This is a genomic window from Streptomyces sp. NPDC001401, from assembly GCF_042895385.1.
Lineage (GTDB): Bacteria > Actinomycetota > Actinomycetes > Streptomycetales > Streptomycetaceae > Streptomyces.
On the sequence record NZ_JBIAWI010000025.1, the window covers coordinates 96,107 to 123,067 of the forward strand.

The following is a 26,961-nucleotide window of genomic DNA, read 5'->3' on the forward strand; positions in this document are numbered from 1 at the left end:
TTTTTTTGAATACGTCTGCAGTACGACACGAAAGTTCTCACCGTCATGTCTGAGACAACTGGTGCCAGCTACGCAGCCGCGGGCGTCGACATCGAAGCGGGCGACCGCGCCGTCGAGCTGATGAAGGAGTGGGTGAAGAAGACGCAGCGCCCCGAGGTCCTCGGCGGCCTCGGCGGATTCGCCGGCCTCTTCGACGCCTCCGCCCTCAAGCGCTTCGAGCGTCCCCTCCTCGCCTCCGCCACCGACGGCGTCGGAACCAAGGTCGACATCGCTCGCCAACTGGGTGTGTACGACACCATCGGCCACGACCTGGTCGCGATGGTCATGGACGACATCGTGGTGTGCGGCGCCGAGCCGCTGTTCATGACCGACTACATCTGCGTCGGCAAGGTCCACCCCGAGCGAGTGGCCGCGATCGTCAAGGGCATCGCGGAGGGATGTGTACTGGCCGGCTGCGCCCTCGTGGGCGGCGAGACGGCCGAACACCCCGGACTGCTCGGCCCGGACGACTTCGACGTCGCCGGCGCCGGTACGGGCGCCGTGGAGGCCGACCGGCTGCTGGGCCCGGATCGCATCCGTACGGGTGACACGGTGATCGCCATGGCGGCCTCCGGGCTTCACTCGAACGGGTACTCGCTCGTCCGGCACGTCCTGCTGAACCAGGCGGGCCTGTCGCTCGACGCCCGGATCGAGGAGCTCGGCCGCACCCTCGGCGAGGAACTGCTGGAGCCGACCAAGATCTACTCGCTGGACTGCCTGGCGCTGACCCGCACCACCGAGGTGCACGCGTTCAGCCATGTCACGGGTGGCGGCCTCGCCGCGAACCTCGCCCGCGTCATCCCGGACGGCCTGCACGCGATCGTCGACCGCTCCACCTGGACCCCGGACCCGATCTTCGACCTCGTCGGCAGGACGGGTCAGGTCGAGCGCCTGGAGCTGGAGAAGACCCTCAACATGGGCGTGGGCATGATCGCCATCGTCCCCGAGGAGTCGACGGACGTGGCCCTGGCGACGCTGGCGGACCGGGGCGTCGAGGCGTGGGTGGCCGGAGAGATCACCGACCGTGGGGACCACGCGACGGGCGCGGAGCTGGTGGGCGACTACAGCGCCTGAGGTCCGCTGGGACAGCGCAAAACCCGGTCCGGTGGTGTGGACCACCCCGGACCGGGTCAAGCACTGCTGAGTGCGTCAAGCGCCGCGGCGATGTTGCGACGACGGACCGGACTCGTCGTCCTCGTCCTCATCGTCGTCGTTATAAAGATCCGCGTACTGGGCGTACGGGTCGTCTTCGTCCTCGTCGTCCTCGAACGGCTCGCCGTTCGGCGGCTGGTTCGAAGTCGAAGCGCCCAGCTCGCTGGCCAGACGCGACAGGTCAGTCCCGCCGCTGTTGTACTTCAGCTGGCGGGCGACCTTCGTCTGCTTGGCCTTGGCCCGGCCGCGCCCCATGGCTCGACCCCCTCGGTGACGGGGCTCGACGGCCCCAGAGTCTTGACACGCGTTCATGATCTGGAACGGGCTCTCCGCAGAGAGACCGGTCCGTAGGGCTTCCACGGTACCTGAGCCCGCGCCCATACGGTACGTCGCCCGCAGGACGGGCCCGGGTCCAGGACCCTCGGGGCGCCCCGTCCCCGCTGGTCAACCGCGATTTTAACCACTTCTCGGCAGGCGACCCGCCGACGAACGTGAGAGTTCTCTCTAAGTGTGCGCCGACGGGTACCGGCCAAACCTCCCGAAGGTCAGAGACTGCGCCCGGCGGCCGCCTCGTGCATCCGCTGCTCGGCGATCCGGTCGGCCGCGGCGGCCGGCGGAATCCCATCCGCCTTCGCACGTGCGAATATGGCCAGCGTGGTGTCGAAGATCTTCGCCGCCTTCGCCTTGCACCGGTCGAAGTCGAAGCCGTGCAGCTCGTCGGCGACCTGGATGACACCGCCGGCGTTCACCACGTAGTCCGGCGCGTAGAGGATCCCGCGGTCGGCGAGGTCCTTCTCGACGCCCGGGTGGGCGAGCTGGTTGTTGGCGGCGCCGCAGACGATCTTCGCGGTCAGCGCGGGCACGGTGTCGTCGTTGAGAGCTCCGCCGAGCGCGCAGGGGGCATAGATGTCGAGGCCCTCGGTGCGGATCAGGGTCGCGGTGTCGGCGACGGCGCTCACGCCCGTCGGATGCGCCGCGAGGATCCGCCCCACGGCCTCCTCGCGCACATCGGTGATGACGACCTCGGCGCCCTCGTCCCGCAGATGCCGGACGAGGTGGTGCCCGACCTTCCCGACGCCCGCGATGCCGACCCTGCGGCCGCGCAGCGACGGGTCGCCCCACAGGTGCTGGGCGCTGGCGCGCATGCCCTGGTAGACGCCGAAGGCGGTGAGCACGGAGGAGTCGCCGGCGCCGCCGTTCTCGGGCGAGCGGCCCGTGGTCCAGCGGCACTCGCGGGCGACGACGTCCATGTCGGCGACGTACGTACCGACGTCGCACGCGGTGACGTAGCGCCCGCCGAGGGAGGCGACGAACCGGCCGTAGGCGAGGAGCAGCTCCTCGGTCTTGATGAGCTCCGGGTCGCCGATGATCACGGCCTTGCCGCCGCCGTGGTCGAGACCGGCCATGGCGTTCTTGTACGACATCCCGCGCGCGAGGTTCAGCGCGTCGGCGACGGCCTCGGCCTCGTTCGCGTACGGGTAGAAGCGCGTACCGCCGAGCGCGGGGCCCAGGGCGGTGGAGTGGATGGCGATGACGGCCTTGAGGCCGCTGGCGCGGTCCTGGCAGAGCACGACTTGCTCATGACCTCCCTGATCCGAGTGGAACAGGGTGTGCAGTACATCAGCAGGTGCGCCGGTTACGTCGGTCACTGTGGTGACTCCTGAAGTAAGTAGCGGCGGTTGGAGACCAGCTCCCGTGCGGGTGGCGGGTGCTGTGAGCATGAGATTAGAGCCTGGGTGCCCCCGGCCACCGCGCAGTGCTCAGGATCACCCACTCGCGGAGTACGTCCGTGCGACGATTTGCATAGATTTCCCGCCCGTTTGTGAGCGGGTTCCGCAGGTTTTCCCGGTGGTGGGCGGGGGAGGGAGCAGGCGTGCCCAAGGTGTCCTCGGTGATCGTCCCGTACGCGACGTATCTGCGCGTGTACGAGCCGCTGGCCGCCTTCCCCGAGCCGGAGCGCAGCCACTGGGCGCGCTACGCCCGGCGCGCCGACCGCCCCTCGTACCAGGACGAACTGCGCCGCTCCCTGGCCGACTTGGTGCCCACCCCGCCGATCCCGGTGCCGGTGCACGAGAGCAGCGACGCGTTCGTGCTCGAGGTCGACGGTGTGCTGTGCGTGTGCCCCTGGCGCACCCGGCTGCGCGGCTGGCAGGCCCTCCAGGAGCTGCCCGAGGAGCTGCCGAAGCCGGTCCTGGACGCGGTGCTGCCGGAGGTCGTACGACGGCAGACGACCCAGGACTACGAGCGCTGGCTGGTCCGCAACCCGGACGCCCGCCCGTGGATCCGCACGGCGACCTGGCAGGTGCCGCTGCACTGGTTCGTGCTGGTCTCGGACCAGGAGCGGCGCTTCGACAAGGGCTCCGGCGAGATTCCCCCGATGCTGCGCTACCAGACGCCCATGGTGCAGGCGCGGCGGCGGGTGGCGCGGGCTCTGCGGGCCCTGAAGGACGGCATCGACGAGGGGCCGCTGATCGACGGCCTGGTGGACGTGGGGCGCTGGCTGGAGGAGTTCCACCCGCGCTCGCTGGTGGAGCTGGACTACGGCGGGCTGGTGCACACGCTGCCCGCCGGCGAGCTCGAGGACGACCACTCGGCGGCGGACGTCGCCGAGGGCATCGAGGCGGTGCGGCAGGGCGACGGCGTGGCCGCGGGGGCGGCGTACGCGCGGCTCGTGGAGCGCTGGCGGTCGGTCCGGGACCGGCGCTCGGCCAACTGAGGGCAACCTCAGGTCACGAACTGACGTTTGACGAATCGCCCGTTTTGGGGTTTCGTCCTCGCACCGAAGTGTGCTCTGAGTTTCCTGAGGTTTCGTCAACATGGGACGTAGGTCCCGATCCGGGCGTTCATCTCAAGCCGTGCCAAGCGTGACGGACCGCACTTACGCGGCCCTTGCGTCCCTTGCCCCTCCTCGTGCCAAAATAGGACAAGGAGTCCGGGGAGGGCTCCGTCCGTCCCAGTGCGTACCACTGTGGGCGGAATCTCAGCATTGCACGCTTTGGGGGGTCTCGTGGCTCCTGATTGTCCTGTGACTGATCGTCACAGTGACGTGACTGTCCGCTATGGCATGGTCCATCGGCTTCCGTCGCTGATGAACACCTGGAGGGGCAATTCCATCGGTTTGGCCGACGCGGCTGGACAGATGGTGTAGTTGTAGTGCCGAGGACAAGCCGTTCGTCCTATAACCGACTCGACCCGCATCCGCCATTTCGGGCAACGCGGGTCAAGGTGCAGAATTTAGAGGAAAGAACCGAGAAGGTTCGGTTCTCCCGAGGAGGCCGCTCATGACCGCTCGCACCCCTGATGCCGAGCCGCTGTTGACCCCGGCTGAGGTCGCCACCATGTTCCGCGTCGACCCCAAGACGGTCACGCGGTGGGCGAAGGCCGGAAAGCTCACTTCGATTCGAACGCTCGGCGGGCACCGCCGCTACCGCGAGGCGGAGGTCCGTGCGCTGCTCGCGGGCATCCCGCAGCAGCGCAGCGAGGCCTGAACAACTGCATAACCGGGCAAACCGGCAGGTCCCCCAACTTGCCGCGGCGCCCGAACCCTAGCTCCAAGCGACGCGGGGTCTGCCCCAACAGGCTCCACGCCCACGCTCTTCAGAGCTTTCCAAGCAAGTAACAGGGTGCGTCGTCGATCGCGCTGGACTCCGCCGGGTCCAGCGCGATCTTTTTTGTGTGCGTGGCGTGCCTGGTCCGGGGCTCTGTGAGTGGCCTTGTCGGAGTCTGGGGAGGGGTGTCGGATCTCCTGTGGGTGCCCGCTGGGCGGCGCCCGGGGGAGCCTCTCGGAGGGGCCCCCGGGTAGTGCAATTGCACATATAAAATTGACCACTTGTAGGCGAGGTGTAAGTACCGCGGTTTCAGAAACTCATGCGGTGACACCCGTCACATGCCGCAGTCCTTGTTGCTGTCAGCGCCCGTGCGCTAAAGGAGGCACACGGTCCGGATTCCCATGGCGGGCGGGTGTTGGGAGCGGCGGGCCGTTATGCGCCGGCGGCATTTTCGTCCTCGACGGCCTCGTCCGGGACCTCGGCGACTCTCGGCGAGTCCAGCGCCAGCCGCAGCAGGTGGTGGCAGATCGGGCAGTGGCGGGTCAGGTGGCCGTACGAGGACGAAGCGGCCGACAGATGCGCACGGAGCAGGGCCCGTGTCTCGTGCCTGACCGACGCCGCCATACGCCACCTCCACCGGACCGAACGGGGAACGGGCCCTGTCTTCTGGGTACCGATGGAAATTGACGCCGTCAAGACGGCGTGGGGCTCCGCCGGACACCTGTGCATGGCGTACCGGAAGTGCTGACGTGGGGTGACGTATCCGGAGAGCCTGGATCCGAGGCGAGGGTGATGTACGCAAAGAGCCCGGATCCGAAGATCCGGGCTCTGCACTGCGGTCCTGACGGGATTTGCTGTACCCGATTGCGGCTGCGCCGCGGGCGCGGCCTCCACCTTGACAGGGTGGCGAGCGGGAGGCGTGGGACATGAGGAAGGGCCCGCGTCCCTTGCGGGATGCGGGCCCTTCTCTCTCACTGCGGTCCTGACGGGATTTGAACCCGCGGCCTCCACCTTGACAGGGTGGCGAGCACTCCAAACTGCTCCACAGGACCAGGTTTCGCGGCGCCATTCGTGCGTTGCGCTGCGAGAAGAGACTGTACAGGAGGGTGAGCCCGCTGGTCGAACTCACCCAGTGTGTGCGGGCGGTTACGGTACGGCCGCGTCGATCGCCTTCACGATCCGCTTGTCGGAGACGGGGTACGCCGTGCCGAGGGCGTGGGCGAAATAGCTGACCCGGAGCTCCTCGATCATCCAGCGGATGTCCAGGACCGAGGAGGGGACGGGACGCCCCTGAGGCATCTGCTCCAGCAGCCACGCGTACTCGTCCTGCATCTCGTGGACCTTCTCCATGCGCGTCGTGTCCCGCTGGACGTTCGTCGGCATCTGCTGGAGCCGGCGGTCCGCGGCGATCAGGTAGCGCATGAGGTCGGGCAGGCGCCGCAGCCCCGTCTCCGTCACGAAGCCGGGCTTCACAAGGGCGTCCAGCTGCCTGCGCACGTCCTGGAGGTTCGGCAGCAGGGCAGGGCTCCGTACGGCCTTCAGGCGGCGCTCACAGGCCTGCCAGGCGGCCAGCACCTGCTGCACCTGCCCCACTGCACGGACCGTCGTGTCCACGATCTCCGCGCGCACCTTGTCGTACAGCTTCCGGTACGACTCCTCGTCCCATGCCGGGCCCCCGAAGTCCCCGATCAGCTTGTCCGCCGCCGCCATCGCGCAGTCGTCGAACAGGCCCTGGATCGAGCCGTGCGGGTTCGCGGACAGGGCGAGCTTCTGGGCGTTGGTCAGCTTCTCGGAAGCGAACTTCGCGGGATTGACGGGGATGTTGCGCAGGATCAGCCGGCGCGTGCCCTTCCACATCGCCTCCGCCTGCTCCGCCTCCGTGTCGAAGAGGCGGACCGAGACCGTGTCGCCGTCGTCGACCAGCGCCGGATACGCCTTCACCGGCTGGCCGGCACGGCGCGTCTCGAAGACGCGGGTGAGGGAGCCGATCGTCCAGTCCGTCAGGCCCTTGCGCTCCAGGGACTCCCCGCCCTCGCGCGAGGCGGTGGCCGCGGCGGCCTGGGAGAGGGCCTTGCGGGCCTTCGGTTTCAGCTGGAGCCTCAGCGCCTCGAGGTCCTTGTCCTCGGCGAGCTTGCGCCGCCGCTCGTCGACGATGCGGAAGGTGATGCGCAGATGGTCCGGCACCTTCGACCAGTCGAAGTCGGACGCCTCGAACGGCACGCCGACCATGCGTTTCAGCTCGCGCGCCATGGTGGTGGTGAGGGGTTCCTGCAAGGGGACGGCAGTGTCCAGGAAACGCTTCGCGAAGTTCGGCGCCGGCACGTAGTTACGGCGGACCGGCTTCGGGAGCGAGCGGATCAGCTCGGTGACGACTTCTTCCCGCAGACCCGGGATCTGCCAGTCGAAGCCCTCGTCCGTGACCTGGTTGAGGACCTGGAGCGGGATGTGGACGGTCACACCGTCGGCGTCCGCACCCGGTTCGAACTGATAGGTGACACGGAACTTCAGCGGACCCTGCCGCCAGGAGTCGGGGTAGTCGGCCTTGGTGACCGCCTCCGCCGACTCCCGGATGAGCATCTCCCGCTCGAAGTCCAGGAACTCCGGCTGCTCGTGCCGCTTCCGCTTCCACCAGGAGTCGAAGTGGGCGCCGGAGACGACGTGTTCGGGCACCTTCTGGTCGTAGAAGTCGAACAGCGTGTCGTCGTCGACGACGATGTCCCGGCGCCGGGCGCGGTGCTCCAACTCCTCGACCTCGCTGAGGAGTCTGCGGTTGTCGGCGAAGAACTTGTGGTGCGTGCGCCAGTCGCCCTCGACGAGTGCGTTGCGGATGAACAGCTCGCGACTCGACTCCGGGTCGATACGGCCGTAGTTCACCTTCCGCTGGGCGACGATCGGGACGCCGTACAGCGTGACCTTCTCGTACGCCATCACGGCCGCCTGGTCCTTCTCCCAGTGCGGTTCGCTGTACGTCCGCTTCAGGAGGTGCTCGGCGAGCGGCTCGACCCACTCCGGCTCGATCTTCGCGTTGACACGGGCCCAGAGGCGGGACGTCTCCACCAGCTCGGCCGACATCACGAACCGCGGCGGCTTCTTGAAGAGGGCGGAGCCCGGGAAGACCGCGAACTTGGCGTTCCGGGCGCCCAGATACTCGTTCTTCGCGCCGTCCTTCACGTCCTTCATGCCGATGTGCGAGAGCAGGCCGGCGAGGAGGGAGACGTGGATACGGTCGCCGGGGGCGTCCTCCTCGTTGAGATGGATGCCCATCTGCTTGGCGACCGTCCGGAGCTGGCTGTAGATGTCCTGCCATTCGCGGATACGCAGGAAGTTGAGGTACTCCTGCTTGCACATACGGCGGAAGGAGCTCGAACCCCGCTCCTTCTGCTGCTCGCGGATGTAGCGCCAGAGGTTGAGATAGGCGAGGAAGTCGCTGGTCTCGTCCTTGAAGCGGGCGTGCTGCTGGTCGGCCTGGGCCTGTTTGTCGGCGGGGCGCTCGCGCGGGTCCTGGATGGAGAGCGCGGCGGCTATGACCATGACCTCGCGCACGCAGCCGTTCTTGTCGGCCTCCAGGACCATGCGGGCCAGGCGGGGGTCGACGGGCAGCTGGGCGAGCTTGCGCCCGCTCTGGGTGAGCCGCTTGCGTACGTCCTTCTCGTTCGGGTCCAGCGCGCCCAGTTCCTGCAGCAGCTGCACGCCGTCGCGGATGTTGCGGTGGTCCGGCGGGTCGATGAACGGGAACTTCTCGATGTCGCCGAGGCCGGCCGCGGTCATCTGCAGGATGACGGAGGCGAGGTTCGTACGGAGGATCTCCGCGTCCGTGAACTCCGGACGGGCGACGAAGTCGTCCTCGGAGTAGAGCCGGATGCAGATGCCGTCGGACGTACGACCGCAGCGGCCCTTGCGCTGGTTGGCGCTGGCCTGGGAGACCGGCTCGATCGGCAGCCGCTGCACCTTCGTACGGTGGCTGTAGCGGGAGATGCGGGCGAAGCCCGGGTCGATGACGTACTTGATGCCCGGGACGGTGAGGGAGGTCTCGGCAACGTTGGTCGCCAGAACGATCCTGCGTCCGGTGTGCGGCTGGAAGACGCGGTGCTGCTCGGCGTGCGAGAGCCGGGCGTAGAGCGGAAGGACCTCCGTGAACCGGTAGTTCTTCCTGACCAGCGCGTCTGCCGTGTCGCGGATCTCCCGCTCGCCCGAGAGGAAGACGAGGATGTCGCCCTTGCCCTCTCCCTGGAGCTCCTCGACGGCGTCGCAGATCGCGGTGATCTGGTCGCGGTCGGCGTCGTCGGAGTCCTCCTCCAGGAGGGGCCGGTACCGCACCTCCACCGGATACGTACGCCCGCTGACCTCGACGATCGGCGCATCGCCGAAGTGCCGGGAGAAGCGCTCGGGGTCGATGGTCGCGGAGGTGATGACGACCTTGAGATCGGGCCGCTTGGGCAGCAGCTGCGCGAGATAACCGAGCAGGAAGTCGATGTTGAGGGACCGCTCGTGGGCCTCGTCGATGATGATCGTGTCGTAGGCGCGCAGCTCGCGGTCGGTCTGGATCTCGGCGAGCAGGATGCCGTCCGTCATCAGTTTGATGAAGGTGGCGTCCTGGTTCACCTGGTCGGTGAACCGCACCTTCCAGCCGACGGCCTCGCCGAGCGGGGTGTCCATCTCCTCGGCCACGCGCTCGGCGACGGTACGGGCGGCGATACGACGGGGCTGGGTGTGCCCGATCATGCCCCGCACCCCCCGTCCGAGCTCGAGACAGATCTTGGGGATCTGGGTGGTCTTTCCGGACCCGGTCTCACCGGCGACGATCACGACCTGGTGATCGCGGATGGCCTCCGCGATGACGTCCTTCTTCTGGCTGACCGGCAGCTGCTCGGGATAGGAGACGGCGGGAACCCGGCCGCGCCGCTCGCCCATCCGCCCCTCGGCCTTCGCGATCTCCGCCTCGATCTCGGCGAGGACGGCGGCCTGGGCCTCCGGCTTACGGATCTTGCGCGCGCCTTCGAGCCTGCGCCCGAGCCGGTGCGCGTCGCGCAGGGAGAGCTCGGTCAGGCGGGGGGCGAGGGTGCCGAGGGCCGGGGTGGCGGGGGCAGGGTGCGTAGACATACGCGATCCAGGATCTCATCCCGGGGAAATCTCTGGCGAACGATTTGCCGCCCGGCGGCTGAGCAGGGGGTTTGTTCGCAGGCTCTCAGGTGGTCCGCTGCCCTGGCGGCGCCGTGGGCGCGGGCTGCTGCTGTTGCCGCATGCCGCCCTCCCCCAGCGCGATGGACCTGGCGGTGTTGGAGACGGCCTTGATCCCCAGGTAGGCCGTGGTCATGCTGCTCACCGCGGTGAACGCGGCCGTGAGCACCCCCACGATCACCGCCTTGTCCCCGTCGAGCCGCCACACCCCGAAGATCGCGACCCCCGCGATCGCAAGATTGCTGATCACCACGGACAGCAGCCCGTATCGAGCCCGGTCCTTCTCCAGCTCGACATCCCGAATGGCCTTGGCCTCGTCCCGACTCATCGTCCCCCGCCCCCCTTGGCCCTACGCCGACCAGCCAGAACGTAGCGCTGCACCGCAGCGCTGCCAAGCGTCCGGCCCGACAACCTCAGCCGGCCCGCAGCTCGGCGATCCGGGCGTCGACCTGGCCCCGGTCGTAGCCGCGGCGGGCGAGGTCGAAGGCGGGCGGTGCGGTGGGGGCGGTGCCCGCCGCGAGGAGCCGGAGGTACTCGTCGACCTGGGAGCGGTCGTAGCCGCGCCGCACGACGTCGAAGCCCCGGAAACCCTGGCTGCCGTCTGTCACCGGTGCCCTCCACTCGCCGTATGCACGAACCGTGCGCACTACCCGTATGCACGACGAAAGCCCCGTCCGGAGACGGGGCTTTCGTACCGTGTGGCTGGGGCCGGGGTCGAACCGGCGACCTATCGCTTTTCAGGCGATCGCTCGTACCAACTGAGCTACCCAGCCACGAGGCTTCCGAGGAAACCTCAGCGGTCCTGACGGGATTTGAACCCGCGGCCTCCACCTTGACAGGGTGGCGAGCACTCCAAACTGCTCCACAGGACCAAGCTGTTGCGTACGACAGTGTCGCACACGGTGTTGCGTGCCCCCAACGGGATTCGAACCCGTGCTACCGCCTTGAAAGGGCGGCGTCCTAGGCCGCTAGACGATGAGGGCTATCGGCCCGCCTGGGCGCCTCTCAGCGCGTCGGGGACGTGAGAAGCATATGGGATGGCGGGAGGTATCGCCAAAACGGTTTAGGGGGCTGAGGTGGCAGGGGTCGGTGCGGTGGGGTTGGAGGGGGAGGAGGGGGCCGATGGAGTGGGTGTCGTGGCTCCCGGCTGGTTCTCCTTCGGGAGGTGGCGGGTGACCTCCGCCGTCGTCTCGCCCAGGCCGCCGAGTTTGATCGCGTCCCAGGCCTGGAGGCGGCGGGTGTCGCGGTCGAAGTAGAGGATCGAGGCCTCGATCGGGGCCGGGTATTTGTGTTCGAGGGCGCGCAGGCCGCTGCCGCCCGTCGAGCCCTCCATGCGCAGGCGGGTGCCGTTCTTCAGGATCTCGTCGCCCTCGTGGTGCAGGTGGCCGCACAGGACGAGGGGCACCTCGCCGTCGACCTCGCGGGCCGCCGACGGTTCGTGGGCCATGGCCACGTCGACCGGGGTGCCCGTGTTCTTCTGGTCGCTCAGGGCCGCGGCCAGGCGGTCCCCGGCCAGCTGCTCCGACTCGTCGGCGCCGATCACCTTCGAGCGGTCGGGGGTGAACTGCGGGTCGCCGATGCCGGCGAAGCGCAGGCCCCCGATCGTCTCCGCCCGGCCGTTGTCCAGGACGTGCACGTTCTTCATGCGGGACAGGTAGCGCTGGGTGATGTTCGAGTCGTGGTTGCCCCTGACCCAGACGTACGGCGCTCCGAGGTCCGCGATCGGGTCGAGGAAGCCGTTCTCCGCCGCCGTGCCGTGGTCCATCGTGTCGCCGGTGTCGACGATCACGTTCACCTTGTACTGGTCCACCAGCGACGCGATGATCTTCCAGCTCGCGGGGTTGAGGTGGATGTCCGAGACGTGCAGGACGCGGACGGTCGTCGGGTCCGGCTGGTAGGCGGGGAGGGTGGACGTGACGTCGTAGAGCTTCGTCACGTTGGTCACCAGGCGCGCCAACTCCTTCTGGTAGACGTCGAATTCGGTGACGATGTTGCGGGCGTTGCCGACCACGGAGGGCGCGGAGGAGAGCAGGCCCGAGTACTTCGGTTCGAGGACGGATTCGGGGTTCCAGGTGGCGTACGCCGTGGCGCCGCAGGCCATGAGGAGGGTCAGGGCCGTGCCGCCGGCGGCGAGGGCGCGGCGGGGGCGGCGGTAGACCGCGAGGCCCAGGGCCGTGGCTCCCGACACGACGGCGACGCAGGAGCGCACGGCCAGGTCGAGGGTGCCGTGCTCGACGTCGTGGACGACCTCGTCCTGGAGGCCGGAGAGGCGCTCGGGGTGGTCGACCAGGGCCTGGGCGCGGACGGGGTCCAGCTGGTCGACGTTCACGTCCAGGCGGAGCGGCGCGCGGTGGCTGTTCAGCTGCAGGGCGCCGAGCGGCGAGACGTTGATCTTCGTGCCGCCGCTGAGGGACGGGCGCAGGGTCATCGTCGTGTTCATGGGGCCGACCGGGACCCGTACGTTGCCGACGATCAGCAGCCCCAGCCAGGCGCCGAGCAGGACCACGGCGACCAGCCCCAGGGCGCGCGGCCAGGGGTGCGGCTGGCGGACGAGCTCGAGGGTCGGGAGGGGACGCCGGGAGCGGTAGTGGCGGGTGAGGGTGCGCGGGGACTTGCGTACCCGGTTCAGGACGGTGGCGGCGATGGCGGGGGCGCGGCCCATTGGTCCCGTATGCCCAAGTGCGGGGGTGGATATGCGGGTGGGTCCATGACTCTCGTACGGGCGTGCTGTGGCTGACAATGGGCCTGTGCTGGAGATGACGCGCGAGGAGTTCGAGGAACTGGTCGCCGAGGCGCTCGACCGGATCCCTCCGGAGCTGACGCGGCTGATGGACAACGTCGCGGTGTTCGTCGAGGACGAGCCGCCGGCGGACGATCCCGAGCTGCTCGGGCTGTACGAGGGGACTCCGCTGACGGACCGGGGTGAGTGGTACGCCGGGGTGCTGCCGGACCGGATCACGATCTACCGGGGGCCGACACTCAGGATGTGCGAGTCGCGGGAGGACGTCGTTGCGGAGACCGAGGTGACCGTCGTGCACGAGATCGCGCACCACTTCGGGATCGACGACGCGCGGCTGCACGCCCTGGGATACGGATGACCGGGGCGCGTGTCCTCTTGTGGGCGGCGGGAGTTGGGCAGGTTGACTCCTTCCCCCGCCTCGGAGGTGGCTTTCCGTGCGCCGCATGTACGTACCCGTCCGTCTGGCCGCCACGGTCATGGCCGTCGCCGCTGCCGCCGGCTGCATGAGCGTGGGCGAGGACGGGGGAGGCGGCAGCGCGAAGCCGTCGCACTCCGCGGGGCAGCGGGGCGGTGAGGCGCCCGACGGGGGAACGGGCGTGTCCGGCCGGGGCGGTGGGGCCGGTGTCACCGTCGACGGCAAGCACAAGGACGGCAAGCGGGACAAGGACAAGGGCAAGAAGTCGCCGTCCCCCTCGGCCTCGCCGTCCGCGGGAGCCGGCCAGTCCGCTCCTGCGGCGGGCAAGCCCGGCAACGGGAAGAGCGAGAAGCCCGGGGACCCTGCGCCGACCGTTGCGACGCCGACTCCGACGCGCACGGCCGAGCCGCAGCCGACGCCGAGCGAGCAGCCGACCTCCGCCTCGCCCGCGCCCACGGTCGCCGAGCCGTCGTCGTCGGCGCACGAGGAGACGGCGCCGCAGATGGCGGAGCGGGAGCCCGCGCCTACAGCGGGGTCGCCGGCGTAGGAGTGTGATCTGGCCTACGTCCTTGGGGTTTGGTTTGCCCTCGGGGGTGATGGGTGCGTATGGTGGTAGATCGTTTGATCCCATTGCCCGGCGCCAACGCAGAGCGCGCCGTGTGGCGCGTTCTCTCCCTTGCCGTGGCTGACCGCATAGAGGCGGTCGTATTGCGAATCACGGAGTTGACGGGCGCGTGCCGACGAGACTCCGGAAGGTTTCGCTTAAGCATGTCCATTTCCAGTACTGATCACGTCGTCGTGCCCGAGAACGAAGGCACTGAGGGCGCGGCGGACGCTCCCGAGGTCACCTTCGCGGACCTCGGCCTCCCCGAGGGCGTCGTCCGCAAGCTCGCCCAGAACGGCGTGACCACCCCCTTCCCGATCCAGGCCGCGACCATCCCGGACGCCCTGGCCGGCAAGGACATCCTCGGCCGTGGCCGCACCGGCTCCGGCAAGACCCTCTCCTTCGGTCTGCCGACCCTGGCCACGCTGGCCGGCGGCCGCACCGAGAAGCACAAGCCCCGCGCCGTCATCCTCACCCCGACCCGCGAGCTCGCCATGCAGGTGGCGGACGCGCTCCAGCCCTACGGCGACGTCCTCGGCCTCAAGATGAAGGTCGTCTGCGGCGGTACCTCCATGGGCAACCAGATCTACGCCCTGGAGCGCGGCGTCGACGTCCTCGTCGCCACCCCCGGCCGTCTCCGCGACATCATCAACCGCGGCGCCTGCTCGCTCGAGGACGTGCAGATCGCCGTTCTCGACGAGGCCGACCAGATGTCCGACCTGGGCTTCCTGCCCGAGGTCACCGAGCTGCTCGACCAGGTCCCGGCCGGCGGTCAGCGGATGCTCTTCTCCGCCACCATGGAGAACGAGATCTCCACGCTGGTCAAGCGCTACCTGAGCAACCCGGTCACGCACGAGGTCGACAGCGCCCAGGGCAACGTCACGACGATGTCCCACCACATCCTCATCGTGAAGCCCAAGGACAAGGCGCCGGTCACCGCCGCGATCGCCTCCCGCAAGGGCCGCACCATCATCTTCGTCCGCACCCAGCTGGGCGCCGACCGTATCGCCGAGCAGCTGCGCGAAGCGGGTGTGAAGGCGGACGCGCTGCACGGCGGTATGACGCAGGGCGCGCGGACGCGGACGCTGGCCGACTTCAAGGACGGTTACGTCAACGCGCTCGTCGCGACCGACGTCGCCGCCCGCGGTATCCACGTCGACGGCATCGACCTGGTCCTGAACGTCGACCCCGCCGGTGACCACAAGGACTACCTGCACCGCGCCGGCCGTACGGCCCGTGCCGGCCGCACCGGCACCGTCGTGTCGCTGTCGCTGCCGCACCAGCGCCGCCAGATCTTCCGGCTGATGGAGGACGCGGGCGTCGACGCCGGGCGTCACATCATCAACTCCGGTACGGCCTTCGAGCCCGAGGTCGCCGAGATCACCGGCGCCCGTTCGATGACCGAGGTCCAGTCCGAGTCCGCGGCCAACGCGGCGCAGCTGGCCGAGCGCGAGGTCTCCCACCTCACCAAGCAGCTGGAGCGGGCGCAGCGCCGCGCGACCGAGCTGCGCGAGGAGGCCGACCGGCTGATCGCCCGGGTCGCCCGCGAGCGCGGCGAGGACCCCGAGGCCGCGGTGGCCGAGGCGCAGGCTGCGGTCGCCGAGACCGTCGAGGCGGCCGAGGTGTCCGTGCCCGAGCAGCCCGTCGCGCAGGACGTCGACCGGGCGCCGGCTTCGTCGTCGTACGAGCGTCGTGAGCGTCGGGACAACGACCGTGGCGGCTTCCGTCGCGACGAGCGTCGGGACGACCGTGGTGGCCGTTCCTTCGAGCGCCGCGACAACGACCGCGGCGGGTTCAACCGTGACCGTGGCGACCGTGGTTTCGAGCGTCGGGACAACGACCGTGGCGGGTTCCGCCGTGACGACCGTCGGGACGACCGTGGTGGCCGTTCCTTCGAGCGTCGTGACGACCGTGGTGGCCGTGGTTTCGAGCGTCGGGACAACGACCGTGGCGGGTTCCGTCGCGATGACCGTCGGGACGACCGTGGTGGCCGTTCCTTCGAGCGTCGTGACGACCGTGGTGGCCGTGGTTTCGAGCGTCGGGACAACGACCGTGGCGGCTTCCGCCGCGACGACCGTCCCGCTGACCGTCCGGCCGGCCGTTCCTTCGAGCGTCGTGACGAGCGCGGCGGGCACCGCGGCAGCGACCGTCCCTTCAACCGTGACCGCCAGGGCGACCGCCCGGGCTTCCGCTCCGGCGGCCACGAGCGTCCCTACGGCCGCCGTGACGACCACCGCGGCACCGGCGGCTCCTCCTTCGGCCGCCGTGACGACAAGCCGCGCTGGAAGCGCAACGGCTGACGGCGAGTGAGCTGAGCAAGGGCCCGTACGACTTCGGTCGTACGGGCCCTTTCGCGTGCTCGGGAACACACGGCAGTTGGAGGACCGCGCAAAGGTCTCCAGCGGCGGGGGAGCCGCGTGGAACGCGGTCGTCGGCGTCGGCGACCTCACCGGTGACGGGAAGAACGGCCTGGTCGCGCGGGACACCTCGGGCAGCCCTTACCGCTACGACGGCAAGGCCAATGGTTCCTGCGGCGCGCGGGTGAAGATCGGGGCCCGCCGGCAGGGCTGCAAGGGCCTTTTTTAGCCATACTGTGATGCATGTCACGCCCCTGGCGAGGGAATCGCTGGGGGCATGACAGATGACGGCATAGCGAGCGGGCACTCGGGTCTCTCGAAACCTTCGGACTCTTCGGACTCTTCGGACTCTTCGGGTTCTTCGGGTTCCTCGGCACTCTCGGACGAGGAACGGCTTGCCCAGCTCGGCTACACGCAGGTTCTCGCCCGCCGCATGTCGGCGTTCTCCAACTACGCGGTCTCCTTCACGATCATCTCGGTCCTGTCGGGCTGCCTGACCCTCTACCTGTTCGGCATGAACACGGGCGGCCCGGCGGTGATCACCTGGGGCTGGGTCGCCGTAGGCCTGATGACGCTGTTCGTCGGCCTGTCGATGGCCGAGATCTGTTCGGCCTACCCGACCTCCGCGGGCCTGTACTTCTGGGCCCACCGCCTCGCGCCCCCTCGTTCGGCCGCCGCCTGGGCGTGGTTCACGGGCTGGTTCAACGTGCTGGGCCAGGTGGCCGTGACGGCGGGCATCGACTTCGGTGCCGCGTCCTTCCTCGGCGCCTACCTGAACCTGCAGTTCGACTTCGAGGTGACACCGGGCCGGACGGTGCTGCTCTTCGCGGGCATCCTGATCCTGCACGGCGTGCTCAACACCTTCGGCGTCCGTATCGTCGCCTTCCTCAACGACGTGAGCGTGTGGTGGCACGTGCTCGGCGTCGGGGTGATCGTCGGCGCGCTGGCCTTCGTACCGGACCACCACCAGTCGGCGTCCTTCGTGTTCACGAAGTTCGTGAACAACACGGGCTGGGGCAGCGGTGTGTACGTCGTGCTCCTGGGCCTGCTGATGGCGCAGTACACCTTCACCGGCTACGACGCCTCGGCCCATATGACGGAGGAGACGCACGACGCGTCGACGGCGGGCCCGAAGGGCATCGTCCAGTCCATCTGGACCTCGTGGATAGCGGGCTTCGTGCTGCTGCTGGGCTTCACCTTCGCCATCCAGTCCTACGACAAGGAACTCGCCTCGCCCACCGGTGCGCCACCGGCCCAGATCCTGCTGGACGCGCTGGGCGCGACGGCGGGCAAGCTGCTGCTCCTGGTCGTCATCGGCGCGCAGCTGTTCTGCGGCATGGCGTCGGTGACGGCCAACAGCCGCATGATCTACGCCTTTTCACGCGACGGCGCCCTGCCCTTCTCGCACGTGTGGCACACGGTGAGCCCGCGGACCCGGACGCCCGTGGCCGCCGTGTGGCTGGCGGCGGCCGGGGCGCTCGTGCTGGGGCTGCCGTATCTGATCAATGTGACGGCGTACGCGGCGGTGACCTCGATCGCCGTCATCGGCCTCTACATCGCGTACGTCATCCCGACGCTGCTGCGGCTGGGCAAGGGCGACGACTTCGCACGGGGGCCGTGGCACCTGGGCCGCTGGTCCCGTCCGATCGGCATCGTCTCGGTGGTATGGGTGGGCGTCATCACGTTCCTCTTCATGCTGCCCCAGGTCTCACCGGTCACCTGGGAGAGCTTCAACTACGCCCCGGTCGCCGTCCTGGCCGTCCTCGGCTTCGCGGCGGCTTGGTGGGGGGCGTCGGCCCGGAACTGGTTCCTCAACCCTGACCACGAACGCACGCTCGCCAGGGAGGCATCCCGAGCGGCGGCCTCCGGAGGCGCTCCCGGAGGTGCCCCCGAAAAGGTAGATCCCTGACACTCCGGCTGGATCTTCTCCTCCGGCGCGGCCGAGTCCCCGATACCCGATCGGAGACGCGGCCGTGTCCGGCTATGCTCGGGGAGGCAACATCGCCAGGGGCCCTTAGCTCAATTGGCAGAGCAGTGGACTTTTAATCCATTGGTTGTGGGTTCGAGTCCCACAGGGCCTACCGGTGGTAGGCGGGGGATATGCCCTCTGACCTGCTACGCAGCGTCCGGGTCGGCTTCGGTCGGCTCGGGCGCTGCTTCGTTTTCGGGCGCGTGGGTGAGCGATGCGCGAGCGGGAGCGCTCGTGGCACGCGCGGCAGGACCTCGGCCAGGTGCCCGGCCGACAGGCCGATGTGCGGATCAGGCTGCACCAGACGGGGCGTCAGGCAGGCCCTTCAGCCCATCGGGCTGCGATCAGCTGCTCGACGCTCACCGCGCTCGACTCGGCTCTTTCGGCGAGCTGGATCGGGAAATGCCGTGCCCCGCCGCTCGCCGCACGGCCCCGGTCCGCTGACCTCCGCCGCCGTCGTGAACTTCGCTCCCCCGACCGGGCCGAACTCGGCATCAGCATCCGCTGCTACGACAACGACCGGCTCGACCGGGCGATCGCCGCCGTCCACCGCATCGTATCCGCCACGAGATCACGAAACCTGGCGCGCTGCCGTCCGTTTTGGGGTATTTCGCACTAATCTCCCGTTCCAGCAAGGGGTTGATCTGTCACAGGTCGTATTCACTTCACTCCACCGGAGATGACATGCACAAGCTTCGCAAGGCTGCCGTACTGGTCGTCGCCCTCGGGAGCGTCGGACTTCTGAGTGCCGGCGGCGCCCGTGCCGACGGCGGCTCCGGCATCCAGCAGAGCAGCACCTGCAGGTCGCACGACCTGAACATCACCGTCCTGGGCCAAGTCGGGCTGATCGACGGCCTGTTGGGCAACGCCCTCAACGGCGAGGGCAACTCGGGTGCACAGGAGACTCCCGAGGGCTCGAACATGGGCTGCAGCAACGGCGTCGGCAAGTAAGTCGTCAACGGCGAGTAAGTCGTCGGCAACTGCCTCGGTGCCCCGGTCGCAGGTCGGGGTGCCGGGGCTTTTGTGCCGGAGGAAAGGTCTGGCCCGGCAGGCCGCGGCCGTGACCGCGGTCTGCCGGGCGGGGCTTCGTTACTTGCTGGGCGCCGGAGCGGTGATGTTGCCGAGGTCGAAGCCGTTCGTCGGCGTGATGGCCGGGGCCGCATCAGGGCTGCCGTGGCGCCCGCTGTGACTGTCGTCGTCGTAGGCCACGGCGTTGGACTGCGAGTTGGCCAAAGCGGTGACGCCGTCGTCGTCGTGGTCGTGCTCGTGGGCGAAGCTGACACCGGCGCCGAGGGCGGACAGGCCCGCGATCGCTGCGGCTACGACGGCAACGCGCTGAAACTTGCGCATGGGTTGACCCTTTCTTACCCGGGCAGGACGCCCTGGCTTGACTACGTATTGTGACAATATATGCACTTATAGTAGTCATTTGGGATCTTTGGCTTGTCCGCGCGCCGTGTCGGTTCTCCGACTCCCGAAGCCGGTCCTCGTCTGACCTCAGCCGCGGCGCGGTCGTCCCACCGCAACCGGTGCGGACATGGACAGGCCTACGAGGTCGGTCCATACGGCGTCGCCGACACCGTCAAGGGTCTGCTTCGCGGCGCGTTCCTCGGCGGTGAGGATGCCGAGGCCGGCCCGGACTTCGTAGGGCAGGTGGTCGAGGGCGAGGCGGCGGCCGACGTAGTCCATGACGGAGCCCGCCTGTTTGATGTCCGGGTCGTTGGTGAGACCGGAGGGTTCGAAGCGCGTCCCGACGTAGTCGGCGACGAGGATTTCGAGCGGGACGCCGTGCTGGAGGCCCCGGGTGACGGTCGAGGAGAAGGCGTCCATCATGCCCGCGAGCGTGGAGCCCTGCTTGGCCATGCGGACCATCACCTCGGCGACGCGGCCGTCGGGAGTGTGCGCGACGGTGAGGTATCCCTTGCCCTCGCCGACGCTGAACGACCGGGTCGTCGACCGCATGCGCCTCGCCGGGCGGGGTACGGCAGGCCGCGCCGCCGCCCGCTCCTCGCCGGCCACCCGTGTCGTACCGTCCCCGAATCGCTCAATCATGAACGCCCTCACTCGTCGTCGATCTGCGGCAACCCTGGCCATCCGTGGTCGAATTCCGGCAGAGCGCACCCTTGTACACAATCTGTGGGTGTCAACTCGCCGGTGACCACAACATGTTGGGGTTGAAGATACGGGTGGGAGAGTGGGGAACCAACCGTGGCACGCCGGGAGCGGGCCCGGACGTGGGTTCTCCCGATCCCTCCGACTGCCCTTGATCCGCAGCAAGTTGGGCGGCTGGGTGACACCCCTCCGACCTGTGCCTGACCTGCCCCTGACCTGGACCTGACCGGCACACATGGTGTAGCCCGCTACACCGCGCCGCAGCCCCGGTTCGCTTAGCGTGGCGGCATGGGGAAAACGGTGCGGCAGGCGTGGCGGGCCACGGTCCATCTCGTGCTGGCCGCGGTGATGGCGTTCTGCCTGTGGATCTTCATCACGGTGCTGATCATCACCGCCGTCGCCACGCTGGTGGTGGTCGGCGCCTGGATGCTGCCCGAGACGGTGCTGATCGTCCGGCGGATCGCGGGCGCCAAGCGAAGCCAGACGGCCGCGTGGACCGGGCAGCGGATCCCCGAGGCGTACCAGCCCCTCACCGGGACACTCCGCGAGCGGATCCGTACGGCCGTACGCGACCCCGGCACGTTCACCGACCTGCGCTGGATGGTCGCCGACTACTTCTACGGCGCCCTGCTCGTCCTGGCGCTGCCGCTGTGGCCCGTCGGCCTGGTCGTCGACGGGGTGTGGGGTGGGCTGCTGCGGCGTACACCCCTCGTCCTGCCGCTGATCGTGCGGCTCGCGGACCTCGAGGCGGACTGGTCGACCGCCCTGCTCAAGCCGTCCCCGAAGGCTCAACTAGCCGCGCGGGTCGAGGAGTTGGCCGCGACCCGCGCCGACGCGATCGCCGCGCACGGCGCCGAACTGCGCCGTATCGAACGCGATCTGCACGACGGCGCGCAGGCCAACCTGGTCGCCCTGTCCATGCGGATCGGGCTCGCCAAACGTGCCTACGACCAGGACCCGGAGACCGCGCGCAAGCTGCTGGACGAAGCCCAGGCGCAGGCCGAGCAGGCGTTGGCCGAACTGCGCAACGTGGTCCGCGGCATCCACCCGCCGATCCTGACCGACCGCGGCCTGGTCGGCGCTGTACGGGCGCTGGCCGCGAGCAGCGGACTGCAGGTGACCGTGGAGGTGGACCGGCTGGAGGAGGACGGGCTGCGGGCGCCTGCCGCGGTGGAGGCGGCCGCGTACTTCGTGGTGGCGGAGGCGCTGACCAACGCCGCCAAGTACAGCGGCTCACCGCGGGTTTCGGTCCGGCTCGAGCGGCTCAAGCGCGGGCTGCGTGTGCGGGTGGCCGACGAGGGACCCGGCGGCGCCGACGAGACGGGCGGCTCGGGGCTGCTCGGTATGCGGCGGCGGGTGGCGGCGCTGGACGGGACCGTCGAGGTGTCCAGCCCGGCCGGCGGGCCGACGGTGATCGACGTGATGCTGCCGTGCGTGTGGTGAGCGGCCGCGGGAAGGCGGCGCCCGGTACAGACAGACGGGAAGACCGGACGCCGCCGCTGCGAACGTAAGCCGCTCACGAGTGGATCGTCAACAATTTTGTTGTCTTTTTAGGGGGCCTGGGACCCCTCGGGGCCCGGTCGTCAGCCCGCGTTCAGCTCCGCCAGCGGCAGCGTGTGCTGGGTCTGGAGGACCTTCGCGCGCAGGTAGCGGACGTTGTGGGCGGTGGTGAAGACCCCCGTGGGGACGCGGTCATGGACGTCGATGCCCAGGTCGCGGAGCTGGCCGGCCTTGTCGGGGTTGTTGGAGAGCAGGTCCAGGCTGTCGATGCCCAGCGCCCGGAGCATCTGCGCCGCCGCCGTGTAGTCGCGGTCGTCCTCGGGCAGCCCCAGGGCCGCGTTCGCCTCGTACGTGTCGAGGCCCTGGTCCTGGAGGGCGTATGCGTCCAGCTTGTTGTAGAGGCCGATGCCGCGGCCCTCCTGGCGGAGGTAGAGCAGCACGCCGCCGCGGTCCGCGATCCGCTCGACCGCCTCCCGCAGCTGCGGGCCGCAGTCGCAGCGGGCCGAGCCGAAGACGTCGCCGGTCAGGCACTCGGAATGCAGCCGGACCAGGGGCGTTGTACCGGGGGCGGGGTCGCCCAGGACGACGGCCACGTGTTCCTGGCCGTCGGTCAGGCCGTGGAAGGTGACCAGTTCGGCGTCGACGCTGTAGCCGTCCTGGAAGCGCAGCGGTACCCGGACGCGGGCGCGCGGCGTGGCGGCGGGGAAGTCGGGCATGCGGGTTCTCCCGGGTCCGGTCGGCACCTGCTTCAGATTTGAAGCAGATCTACGATCCCGGACACTACCCCATGCTTTAAATTTGAAGCAACCTGTTTGTGGAGCACGTCACGAGCCCGTCATGAACAGGGCGACGACCGGCGCCGCCACGGCACGTCGTCGGCCGTGGGGCGCACCCCGTCGTCCTCCAGCGCCCGAGTGACCCCCGAGAAGATCTCCTCCAGCTGCCCCACCTGCTCCTCGGTGAGGTGCTCGAAGAGGAAGGTGCGCACGGTCTCGACATGGCCGGGTGCCGTGCGTTCCAGTACGGCCATGCCCTCGTCGGTGAGCGCGGCGATGCTGCCCCGCTTGTCCCACTTGCAGTTCTCGCGGCGGATCAGGCCGTCCTTCTCCAGCCGGGTCACGGCGTAAGTCAGCCGGCTGCGGGTGATCTTCGTCCGCTCGGCGAGATCGGTCATCCGCAGCCGCCGCTCGGGCGCCTCGGAGAGGTTGGCCAGGATGGAGTAGTACAGGTGCGGCATACCGGCGTCCTGCTGGAGCTGCCGGTCGATCGCGTCCTCCAGGAGGTGCGTCGCGGCGATGTACGCGCGCCAGGCGCGCTGCTCCTTGGAGGTGAGCCAGCGAGTCGTCATACCCCCAGTGTAGGTTTGTTTCAAACTTGAACCAAGAGTGCCTTTCCGGACCGGCCCCGCCTGTCCGAAGCCGCCCCGCCCGCCACCGAGAGTGAGCGCGTCCGATGCCGTACCCCTACGTCCTGCTGTCCGCCGCCGTCTCCCTCGACGGCTACCTCGACGACACCGGCCCCGAGCGCCTGCTGCTCTCCAGCCCGGCGGACTTCGACCGGGTGGACGAGGTCCGCGCCTCCGTCGACGCGATCCTGATCGGCGCCGGCACGATCCGCGCCGACAACCCGCGCCTGCTGGTCAACTCGCCCGACCGCCGCGCCGCCCGGGTGGCCGCCGGAAAGCCGGAGTACCCCCTCAAGGTCACGGTCAGCGGCTCGGGCGACCTGGACCCGGACGCCAAGTTCTGGCACACGGGCGGCGAGAAGATCGTCTGTACGACCGACAAGGGCGCCGAACGGGCCCTCGCCCTCGGCCTCGCCGCCGACGTCGTCCCGCTCGGCCCCGACCTCGACTGGCGCCGCCTCCTGGAGCACCTGCACGACGTACGCGGCGTACGGCGCCTGATGGTCGAGGGCGGTGGCACGATTCACACGCAGCTTCTCCAGCAGGGCCTCGCCGACGAACTCCAGCTCGTCCTGGCCCCCCTCTTCGTGGGCGACCCGGACGCCCCCCGCCTCTTCGGCCCCGGCGCCTACCAGGCCGGCCGCCTGCGCCTGACGGAAACCCGCCGGATCGAGGACGTGGTCCTCATGCGCTACGAGCCCACGGCCCCCGGCACCGGCCCGCTCCCCGCCGCCGCCGACCACCACTGGCTGGCCCTCGCCTGCGACCTCGCGGCGCAGTGCCCGCCCTCCCGCACGGCCTTCAGCGTCGGCGCGGTGATCGTCGCCGCCGACGGCACGGAGCTCGCCCGCGGCCACTCGCGCGAGGGCGACGACCCCGTCGTCCACGCCGAGGAGGCGGCCCTGGCCAAGCTGGACCCGACCGACCCGAGGCTGGCGTCCGCGACGGTCTACAGCAGCCTGGAACCCTGCGCCCACCGCGCCTCCCGCCCCAAGCCGTGCGCACGGCTGATCCTCGACGCGGGGGTACGACGGGTGGTCACGGCATGGCGGGAGCCGGACACCTTCGTGGCGGGGGCCGACGGGAGTGGGCTGCTGGCGGCGCAGGGCGTCGAGGTGGTCGTACTGCCCGAGCACGAGGAGCGGGCAAAGGCGCCGAACCGCCATCTGGCGGGGTGACTCTTCGAGGCCGCCGAGCACACCGCCCACCGGCCGATCGGCCCAACAGATCCTGCGGCCGGCTCCCCCACGAGCGACGCTGACCGTGACCGGCCGGAGGCGATCGCGGAGGTAGTGCCAGTGAGGTCAGTTCCCAGACGTGCGGCGGCAGTTCTCCTCGTCCTCCTGCTGACGGCGCTCGCCTCCTGCGGCACCACCGACCCCGGCACCCGGACGATGGCGAGGGCGCTGCCCCCGGGTGCACCGTTCACCCATCCCGGTGTGCTCGTCAGCAAGGCCCAGCTGGACGCCGTACGCAAGAACGTCACGGCGGGCAAACAGCCCTGGCTGCAGGCGTTCTACGACATGCGGGACAGCAAGTACGGGTCGTACAAGTACGTGGCCCAGCCGTACGCGACCGTCAACTGCCCCTGGGGCGGCAAGGGCGCGCAGGGCTGTCTCGAGGAGCGGCAGGACGCCATCGCCGCCTACACACAGGCCCTTCTGTACAGCGTCACCGGCCAGCGGCAGCACGCCGTCAAGGCCCGGGAGATCATGGACGCCTGGTCGGCGAAGCTGAAGCGGCACACGGCGCAGGACGCCCAGCTGCAGTCCTCGTGGGCCGGGTCGACCTGGGCGCGGGCCGCGGAGATCGTGCGGTACGCACCGGGCGCCGGCTGGCCCGCCGAGCGCGTGCGGCGGTTCGCGACCATGCTGCGCACCGCCTACCTGCCCGAGGTCACCAGGGACCTTCCCGACTACAACGGCAACTGGGACCTCGCGATGAACGACGCCGCCATCGGGATCGCCGTCTTCACCGACGACCACAAGACCTTCGACGCCGCCGTCAGGCGCTTCCGCGGCCTGGTGCCCGACTACTTCTATCTGCGCAAGGACGGCAAGGTGCCGCTCACCCCGGCCGGCTCCGACGCCAACACCGTGCAGAAACTCGAGACGTACTGGTTCAAGGAGACGAAGTTCGAGGACGGGATCGCGCAGGAGACCTGCCGCAACTTCAAGCACGTCGGCTACTCCCTCGCCGCCACCGCGCACATCGCCGAGACCGCCTGGCACCAGGGCGTCGATCTGTACAGCGACGTCAAGGACCGGCTGAAGGCGGCCCTCGACTTCCACGCCCGCTTCGAGATGGGGGAGAAGCCCCCGTCGTGGCTGTGCGGCGGCAGGGTGGTCGGGAACATGGGACCCGACCTGGAGGTCGCCCTCAACCACCTGGAGAACCGGCTCGGCACCCCCGTCCCGGCCGCCCACAAGCTGGTCGAGCAGACCCGCCCGGCCGGCACCGACGACCTCTTCGTCTCCTGGGAGACCCTCACCCACGCGGACAACCCGGCCGCCTGACGTCAGGCCTTGCGGACCCCGGAAAACACAGGTGAACGGGGGCGGACGTAAACCTTGGTGCTGGTGGTCCCGCGGATGGCGTATGCTGGTGTCACACCGACGCGGGGTGGAGCAGCTCGGTAGCTCGCTGGGCTCATAACCCAGAGGTCGCAGGTTCAAATCCTGTCCCCGCTACTCAAGGCTCAGGGCCGGAGTCCAGTCACTGGACTCCGGCCCTGAGTGTTTCCCCCGATCGGCCTTCACGGCTCGCCCCTTGCCCCGGCCGGGGCAAATCTGGGTGTGTGGAGCAGGAGGGGCCGATCTCGTACGCGCGCACCTTCGTGCGCATGCTTCCGGGGCTGCTGCTCGTCGTCGGGGCGTTCTACGACTACCTCACCCCGTCGGAGTTCACCGCGGCCCCCCTCTTCACCGCCGCGCCCCTGATCGCCGCCCCGCTGTACTCGCGGCGCGGCACGATCCTCACCGGTCTCGCGTCCGGTCTTGTCGTCCTTGCCATCCACGTCCAGCTCGACATCGCCTTCGACGTCGCCGCGGTCACGGAGCTCGCGACCGTGCTGACGGTCGCCGTCCTGGCCGTCCTCATCAACGTCCTCGTCCGCCGCAGCCGCGAGGAGCTCGCCTCGCAGCGCGAGATCGCCGAGGCCGCCCAGCGTGCCGTGCTGCCCGAACCCGCCGAGCGGATCGGGGGGTTCGCGATCGCGGCACGGTACGAGGCGGCGCAGGCGGACGCGTCCATCGGCGGCGACCTGTACGCCGTGCAGGACACCCCGCACGGCGTACGGCTGGTCGTGGGCGACGTACGGGGAAAGGGGATGGGGGCGGTGGCCGCCGTGGCCGTCGTCATCGGGGCGTTCCGGGAGGCCGCCGAGCAGGAGGCCAGCCTGGAGGCGGTCGCTCAGCGGCTGGACCGGGCGCTGGAGCGCGAGGCAGTGCGGCGCGCGGGCATCGAGTTGTTCGAGGGGTTCGCGACCGCCGTGCTGGCCGAACTCCCGCACGGCGACGGCGTCGTACGCATCGTCACCCGCGGCCACCCGCCCCCGCTGCTGCTGCGCCCGGACGGCACCGTGCAAACCCTGTACGCCCGTGAGCCCGCCCTGCCGCTCGGCATGGGCGACTTCGGGAGCTGGCCCGACCGCGCGGAGGAGACGGAGTTCCGGAGCGGGACCACGCTGCTGCTCTACACCGACGGGCTGTCCGAGGCACGGGACGAGCAGGGGATCTTCTTCGACCCCGCCGACCGGCTCGCCGGCCGGGTCTTCCACGACCCCTCCGCGCTGCTCGCCGCCCTCGCGCATGAGGTGCGCCGGCACGCCGGGGAGGCCACGACGGACGACATGGCGCTGCTCGCCGTAAGACGGCCCTGAGCAGTTGGGGCCGGATGTGACCGGGTGTGATCGGTCGACCGCCCTCCGCATAACAACTGACA

At 69.5% G+C, this 26,961-nt stretch carries 25 protein-coding genes and 6 tRNA genes; 16 read left to right on the top strand and 15 right to left on the bottom strand.

Features of this window, described 5'->3' with window-relative positions; translation table 11 throughout:
* Positions 1-45 precede the first annotated feature (45 nt).
* Entirely contained in the window at positions 46-1,113 is a 1,068-nt protein-coding gene (gene purM / locus ACFY10_RS49140; RefSeq protein ID WP_390671923.1) for a phosphoribosylformylglycinamidine cyclo-ligase, read from the top strand.
* Positions 1,114-1,188: 75 nt separating this feature from the next.
* Here the strand turns inward: purM and ACFY10_RS49145 are convergent, their stop codons facing one another.
* Entirely contained in the window at positions 1,189-1,446 is a 258-nt protein-coding gene (locus ACFY10_RS49145) for a DUF3073 domain-containing protein (protein ID WP_390671924.1), read from the bottom strand.
* A 290-nt stretch (positions 1,447-1,736) separates the two neighbouring features.
* Entirely contained in the window at positions 1,737-2,840 is a 1,104-nt protein-coding gene (locus ACFY10_RS49150; protein WP_390671925.1) for a Leu/Phe/Val dehydrogenase, read from the bottom strand.
* Positions 2,841-3,064: 224 nt separating this feature from the next.
* On the opposite strand from ACFY10_RS49150, the gene ACFY10_RS49155 reads away from it, so the two are divergent.
* Entirely contained in the window at positions 3,065-3,907 is an 843-nt protein-coding gene (locus ACFY10_RS49155) for a hypothetical protein (protein ID WP_390671926.1), read from the top strand.
* A gap of 565 nt (positions 3,908-4,472) precedes the next feature.
* Positions 4,473-4,679 carry a developmental transcriptional regulator BldC gene (gene bldC / locus ACFY10_RS49160; RefSeq protein WP_003949541.1) on the top strand — a complete coding sequence of 69 codons (207 nt, stop codon included), beginning with the start codon at positions 4,473-4,475 and terminating at the stop codon, positions 4,677-4,679.
* 492 nt (positions 4,680-5,171) lie between these two features.
* Here the strand turns inward: bldC and ACFY10_RS49165 are convergent, their stop codons facing one another.
* The 9 genes from ACFY10_RS49165 to ACFY10_RS49205 form a co-directional block, all read right to left on the bottom strand.
* The gene (locus ACFY10_RS49165) at positions 5,172-5,363 is read right to left on the bottom strand and encodes a DUF6274 family protein (RefSeq protein WP_390671927.1); all 192 of its coding nucleotides are present in this window, start codon (positions 5,361-5,363) and stop codon (positions 5,172-5,174) included.
* A gap of 353 nt (positions 5,364-5,716) precedes the next feature.
* Positions 5,717-5,791, bottom strand: a tRNA-Asp gene (locus tag ACFY10_RS49170).
* Positions 5,792-5,885: 94 nt separating this feature from the next.
* Complete coding sequence (gene hrpA / locus ACFY10_RS49175; RefSeq protein WP_390671928.1) at positions 5,886-9,839, bottom strand: ATP-dependent RNA helicase HrpA; 3,954 nt, start codon at positions 9,837-9,839, stop codon at positions 5,886-5,888.
* Positions 9,840-9,924: 85 nt separating this feature from the next.
* The gene (locus ACFY10_RS49180) at positions 9,925-10,245 is read right to left on the bottom strand and encodes a hypothetical protein (protein ID WP_390671929.1); all 321 of its coding nucleotides are present in this window, start codon (positions 10,243-10,245) and stop codon (positions 9,925-9,927) included.
* A gap of 85 nt (positions 10,246-10,330) precedes the next feature.
* The gene (locus tag ACFY10_RS49185; RefSeq protein ID WP_390671930.1) at positions 10,331-10,525 is read right to left on the bottom strand and encodes a DivIVA domain-containing protein; all 195 of its coding nucleotides are present in this window, start codon (positions 10,523-10,525) and stop codon (positions 10,331-10,333) included.
* A gap of 91 nt (positions 10,526-10,616) precedes the next feature.
* Positions 10,617-10,690 (bottom strand) — tRNA-Phe (locus ACFY10_RS49190).
* A 24-nt stretch (positions 10,691-10,714) separates the two neighbouring features.
* Positions 10,715-10,789 (bottom strand) — tRNA-Asp (locus ACFY10_RS49195).
* Positions 10,790-10,827: 38 nt separating this feature from the next.
* Positions 10,828-10,900: transfer RNA gene (locus tag ACFY10_RS49200), tRNA-Glu, on the bottom strand.
* An 80-nt stretch (positions 10,901-10,980) separates the two neighbouring features.
* On the bottom strand, positions 10,981-12,579 hold the full coding sequence (locus ACFY10_RS49205; RefSeq protein WP_390671931.1) for a metallophosphoesterase: 1,599 nt from the start codon (positions 12,577-12,579) through the stop codon (positions 10,981-10,983).
* An 85-nt stretch (positions 12,580-12,664) separates the two neighbouring features.
* Here ACFY10_RS49205 and ACFY10_RS49210 point away from each other — a divergent pair, with 85 nt between their 5' ends.
* The 8 genes from ACFY10_RS49210 (at position 12,665) to ACFY10_RS49245 (ending at position 18,953) form a co-directional block, all read left to right on the top strand.
* Complete coding sequence (locus ACFY10_RS49210; RefSeq protein ID WP_009327618.1) at positions 12,665-13,015, top strand: metallopeptidase family protein; 351 nt, start codon at positions 12,665-12,667, stop codon at positions 13,013-13,015.
* 76 nt (positions 13,016-13,091) lie between these two features.
* The gene (locus ACFY10_RS49215; RefSeq protein WP_390671932.1) at positions 13,092-13,619 is read left to right on the top strand and encodes a hypothetical protein; all 528 of its coding nucleotides are present in this window, start codon (positions 13,092-13,094) and stop codon (positions 13,617-13,619) included.
* 221 nt (positions 13,620-13,840) lie between these two features.
* Positions 13,841-15,976, top strand: coding sequence for a DEAD/DEAH box helicase (locus ACFY10_RS49220; protein WP_390671933.1), 2,136 nt, complete (start codon positions 13,841-13,843; stop codon positions 15,974-15,976).
* A gap of 55 nt (positions 15,977-16,031) precedes the next feature.
* Positions 16,032-16,262 (top strand): hypothetical protein, encoded by a 231-nt coding sequence (locus ACFY10_RS49225; RefSeq protein WP_390671934.1) that lies wholly within the window; start codon positions 16,032-16,034, stop codon positions 16,260-16,262.
* Positions 16,263-16,466: 204 nt separating this feature from the next.
* Positions 16,467-17,942 (top strand): amino acid permease, encoded by a 1,476-nt coding sequence (locus ACFY10_RS49230; RefSeq protein WP_390671958.1) that lies wholly within the window; start codon positions 16,467-16,469, stop codon positions 17,940-17,942.
* Between the two features lie 99 nt (positions 17,943-18,041).
* Positions 18,042-18,114 (top strand) — tRNA-Lys (locus tag ACFY10_RS49235).
* A 102-nt stretch (positions 18,115-18,216) separates the two neighbouring features.
* Complete coding sequence (locus ACFY10_RS49240) at positions 18,217-18,621, top strand: hypothetical protein (RefSeq protein WP_390671935.1); 405 nt, start codon at positions 18,217-18,219, stop codon at positions 18,619-18,621.
* A 65-nt stretch (positions 18,622-18,686) separates the two neighbouring features.
* The gene (locus ACFY10_RS49245) at positions 18,687-18,953 is read left to right on the top strand and encodes a hypothetical protein (RefSeq protein ID WP_390671936.1); all 267 of its coding nucleotides are present in this window, start codon (positions 18,687-18,689) and stop codon (positions 18,951-18,953) included.
* Positions 18,954-19,091: 138 nt separating this feature from the next.
* On the opposite strand, the gene ACFY10_RS49250 is transcribed toward ACFY10_RS49245, so the two are convergent.
* The gene (locus ACFY10_RS49250; RefSeq protein WP_390671937.1) at positions 19,092-19,352 is read right to left on the bottom strand and encodes a hypothetical protein; all 261 of its coding nucleotides are present in this window, start codon (positions 19,350-19,352) and stop codon (positions 19,092-19,094) included.
* A gap of 147 nt (positions 19,353-19,499) precedes the next feature.
* On the bottom strand, positions 19,500-20,054 hold the full coding sequence (locus tag ACFY10_RS49255) for a ribonucleoside-diphosphate reductase (protein ID WP_390671938.1): 555 nt from the start codon (positions 20,052-20,054) through the stop codon (positions 19,500-19,502).
* 348 nt (positions 20,055-20,402) lie between these two features.
* Between ACFY10_RS49255 and ACFY10_RS49260 the strand changes: the two genes are divergently transcribed.
* Positions 20,403-21,557: a histidine kinase gene (locus ACFY10_RS49260; protein ID WP_390671939.1), complete on the top strand. Its 1,155-nt coding sequence runs from the start codon at positions 20,403-20,405 to the stop codon at positions 21,555-21,557.
* A gap of 140 nt (positions 21,558-21,697) precedes the next feature.
* Here ACFY10_RS49260 and ribA read toward each other — a convergent pair whose 3' ends face one another.
* A complete protein-coding gene (gene ribA / locus ACFY10_RS49265) occupies positions 21,698-22,330 on the bottom strand; it encodes a GTP cyclohydrolase II (protein WP_390671940.1) in 633 nt (210 codons plus the stop codon).
* Positions 22,331-22,449: 119 nt separating this feature from the next.
* Positions 22,450-22,962, bottom strand: coding sequence for a MarR family winged helix-turn-helix transcriptional regulator (locus tag ACFY10_RS49270; protein WP_390671941.1), 513 nt, complete (start codon positions 22,960-22,962; stop codon positions 22,450-22,452).
* 104 nt (positions 22,963-23,066) lie between these two features.
* On the opposite strand from ACFY10_RS49270, the gene ACFY10_RS49275 reads away from it, so the two are divergent.
* The 4 genes from ACFY10_RS49275 to ACFY10_RS49290 all read left to right on the top strand — a co-directional run bounded on the left by ACFY10_RS49275 (position 23,067) and on the right by ACFY10_RS49290 (position 26,899).
* Positions 23,067-24,197 (top strand): dihydrofolate reductase family protein, encoded by a 1,131-nt coding sequence (locus ACFY10_RS49275; protein WP_390671942.1) that lies wholly within the window; start codon positions 23,067-23,069, stop codon positions 24,195-24,197.
* 114 nt (positions 24,198-24,311) lie between these two features.
* Positions 24,312-25,535 (top strand): alginate lyase family protein, encoded by a 1,224-nt coding sequence (locus ACFY10_RS49280; RefSeq protein ID WP_390671943.1) that lies wholly within the window; start codon positions 24,312-24,314, stop codon positions 25,533-25,535.
* 100 nt (positions 25,536-25,635) lie between these two features.
* Positions 25,636-25,709: transfer RNA gene (locus ACFY10_RS49285), tRNA-Met, on the top strand.
* 107 nt (positions 25,710-25,816) lie between these two features.
* Positions 25,817-26,899, top strand: a complete 1,083-nt coding sequence (locus ACFY10_RS49290) for a PP2C family protein-serine/threonine phosphatase (RefSeq protein WP_390671944.1) — start codon at positions 25,817-25,819, stop codon at positions 26,897-26,899.
* Positions 26,900-26,961 lie beyond the last annotated feature (62 nt).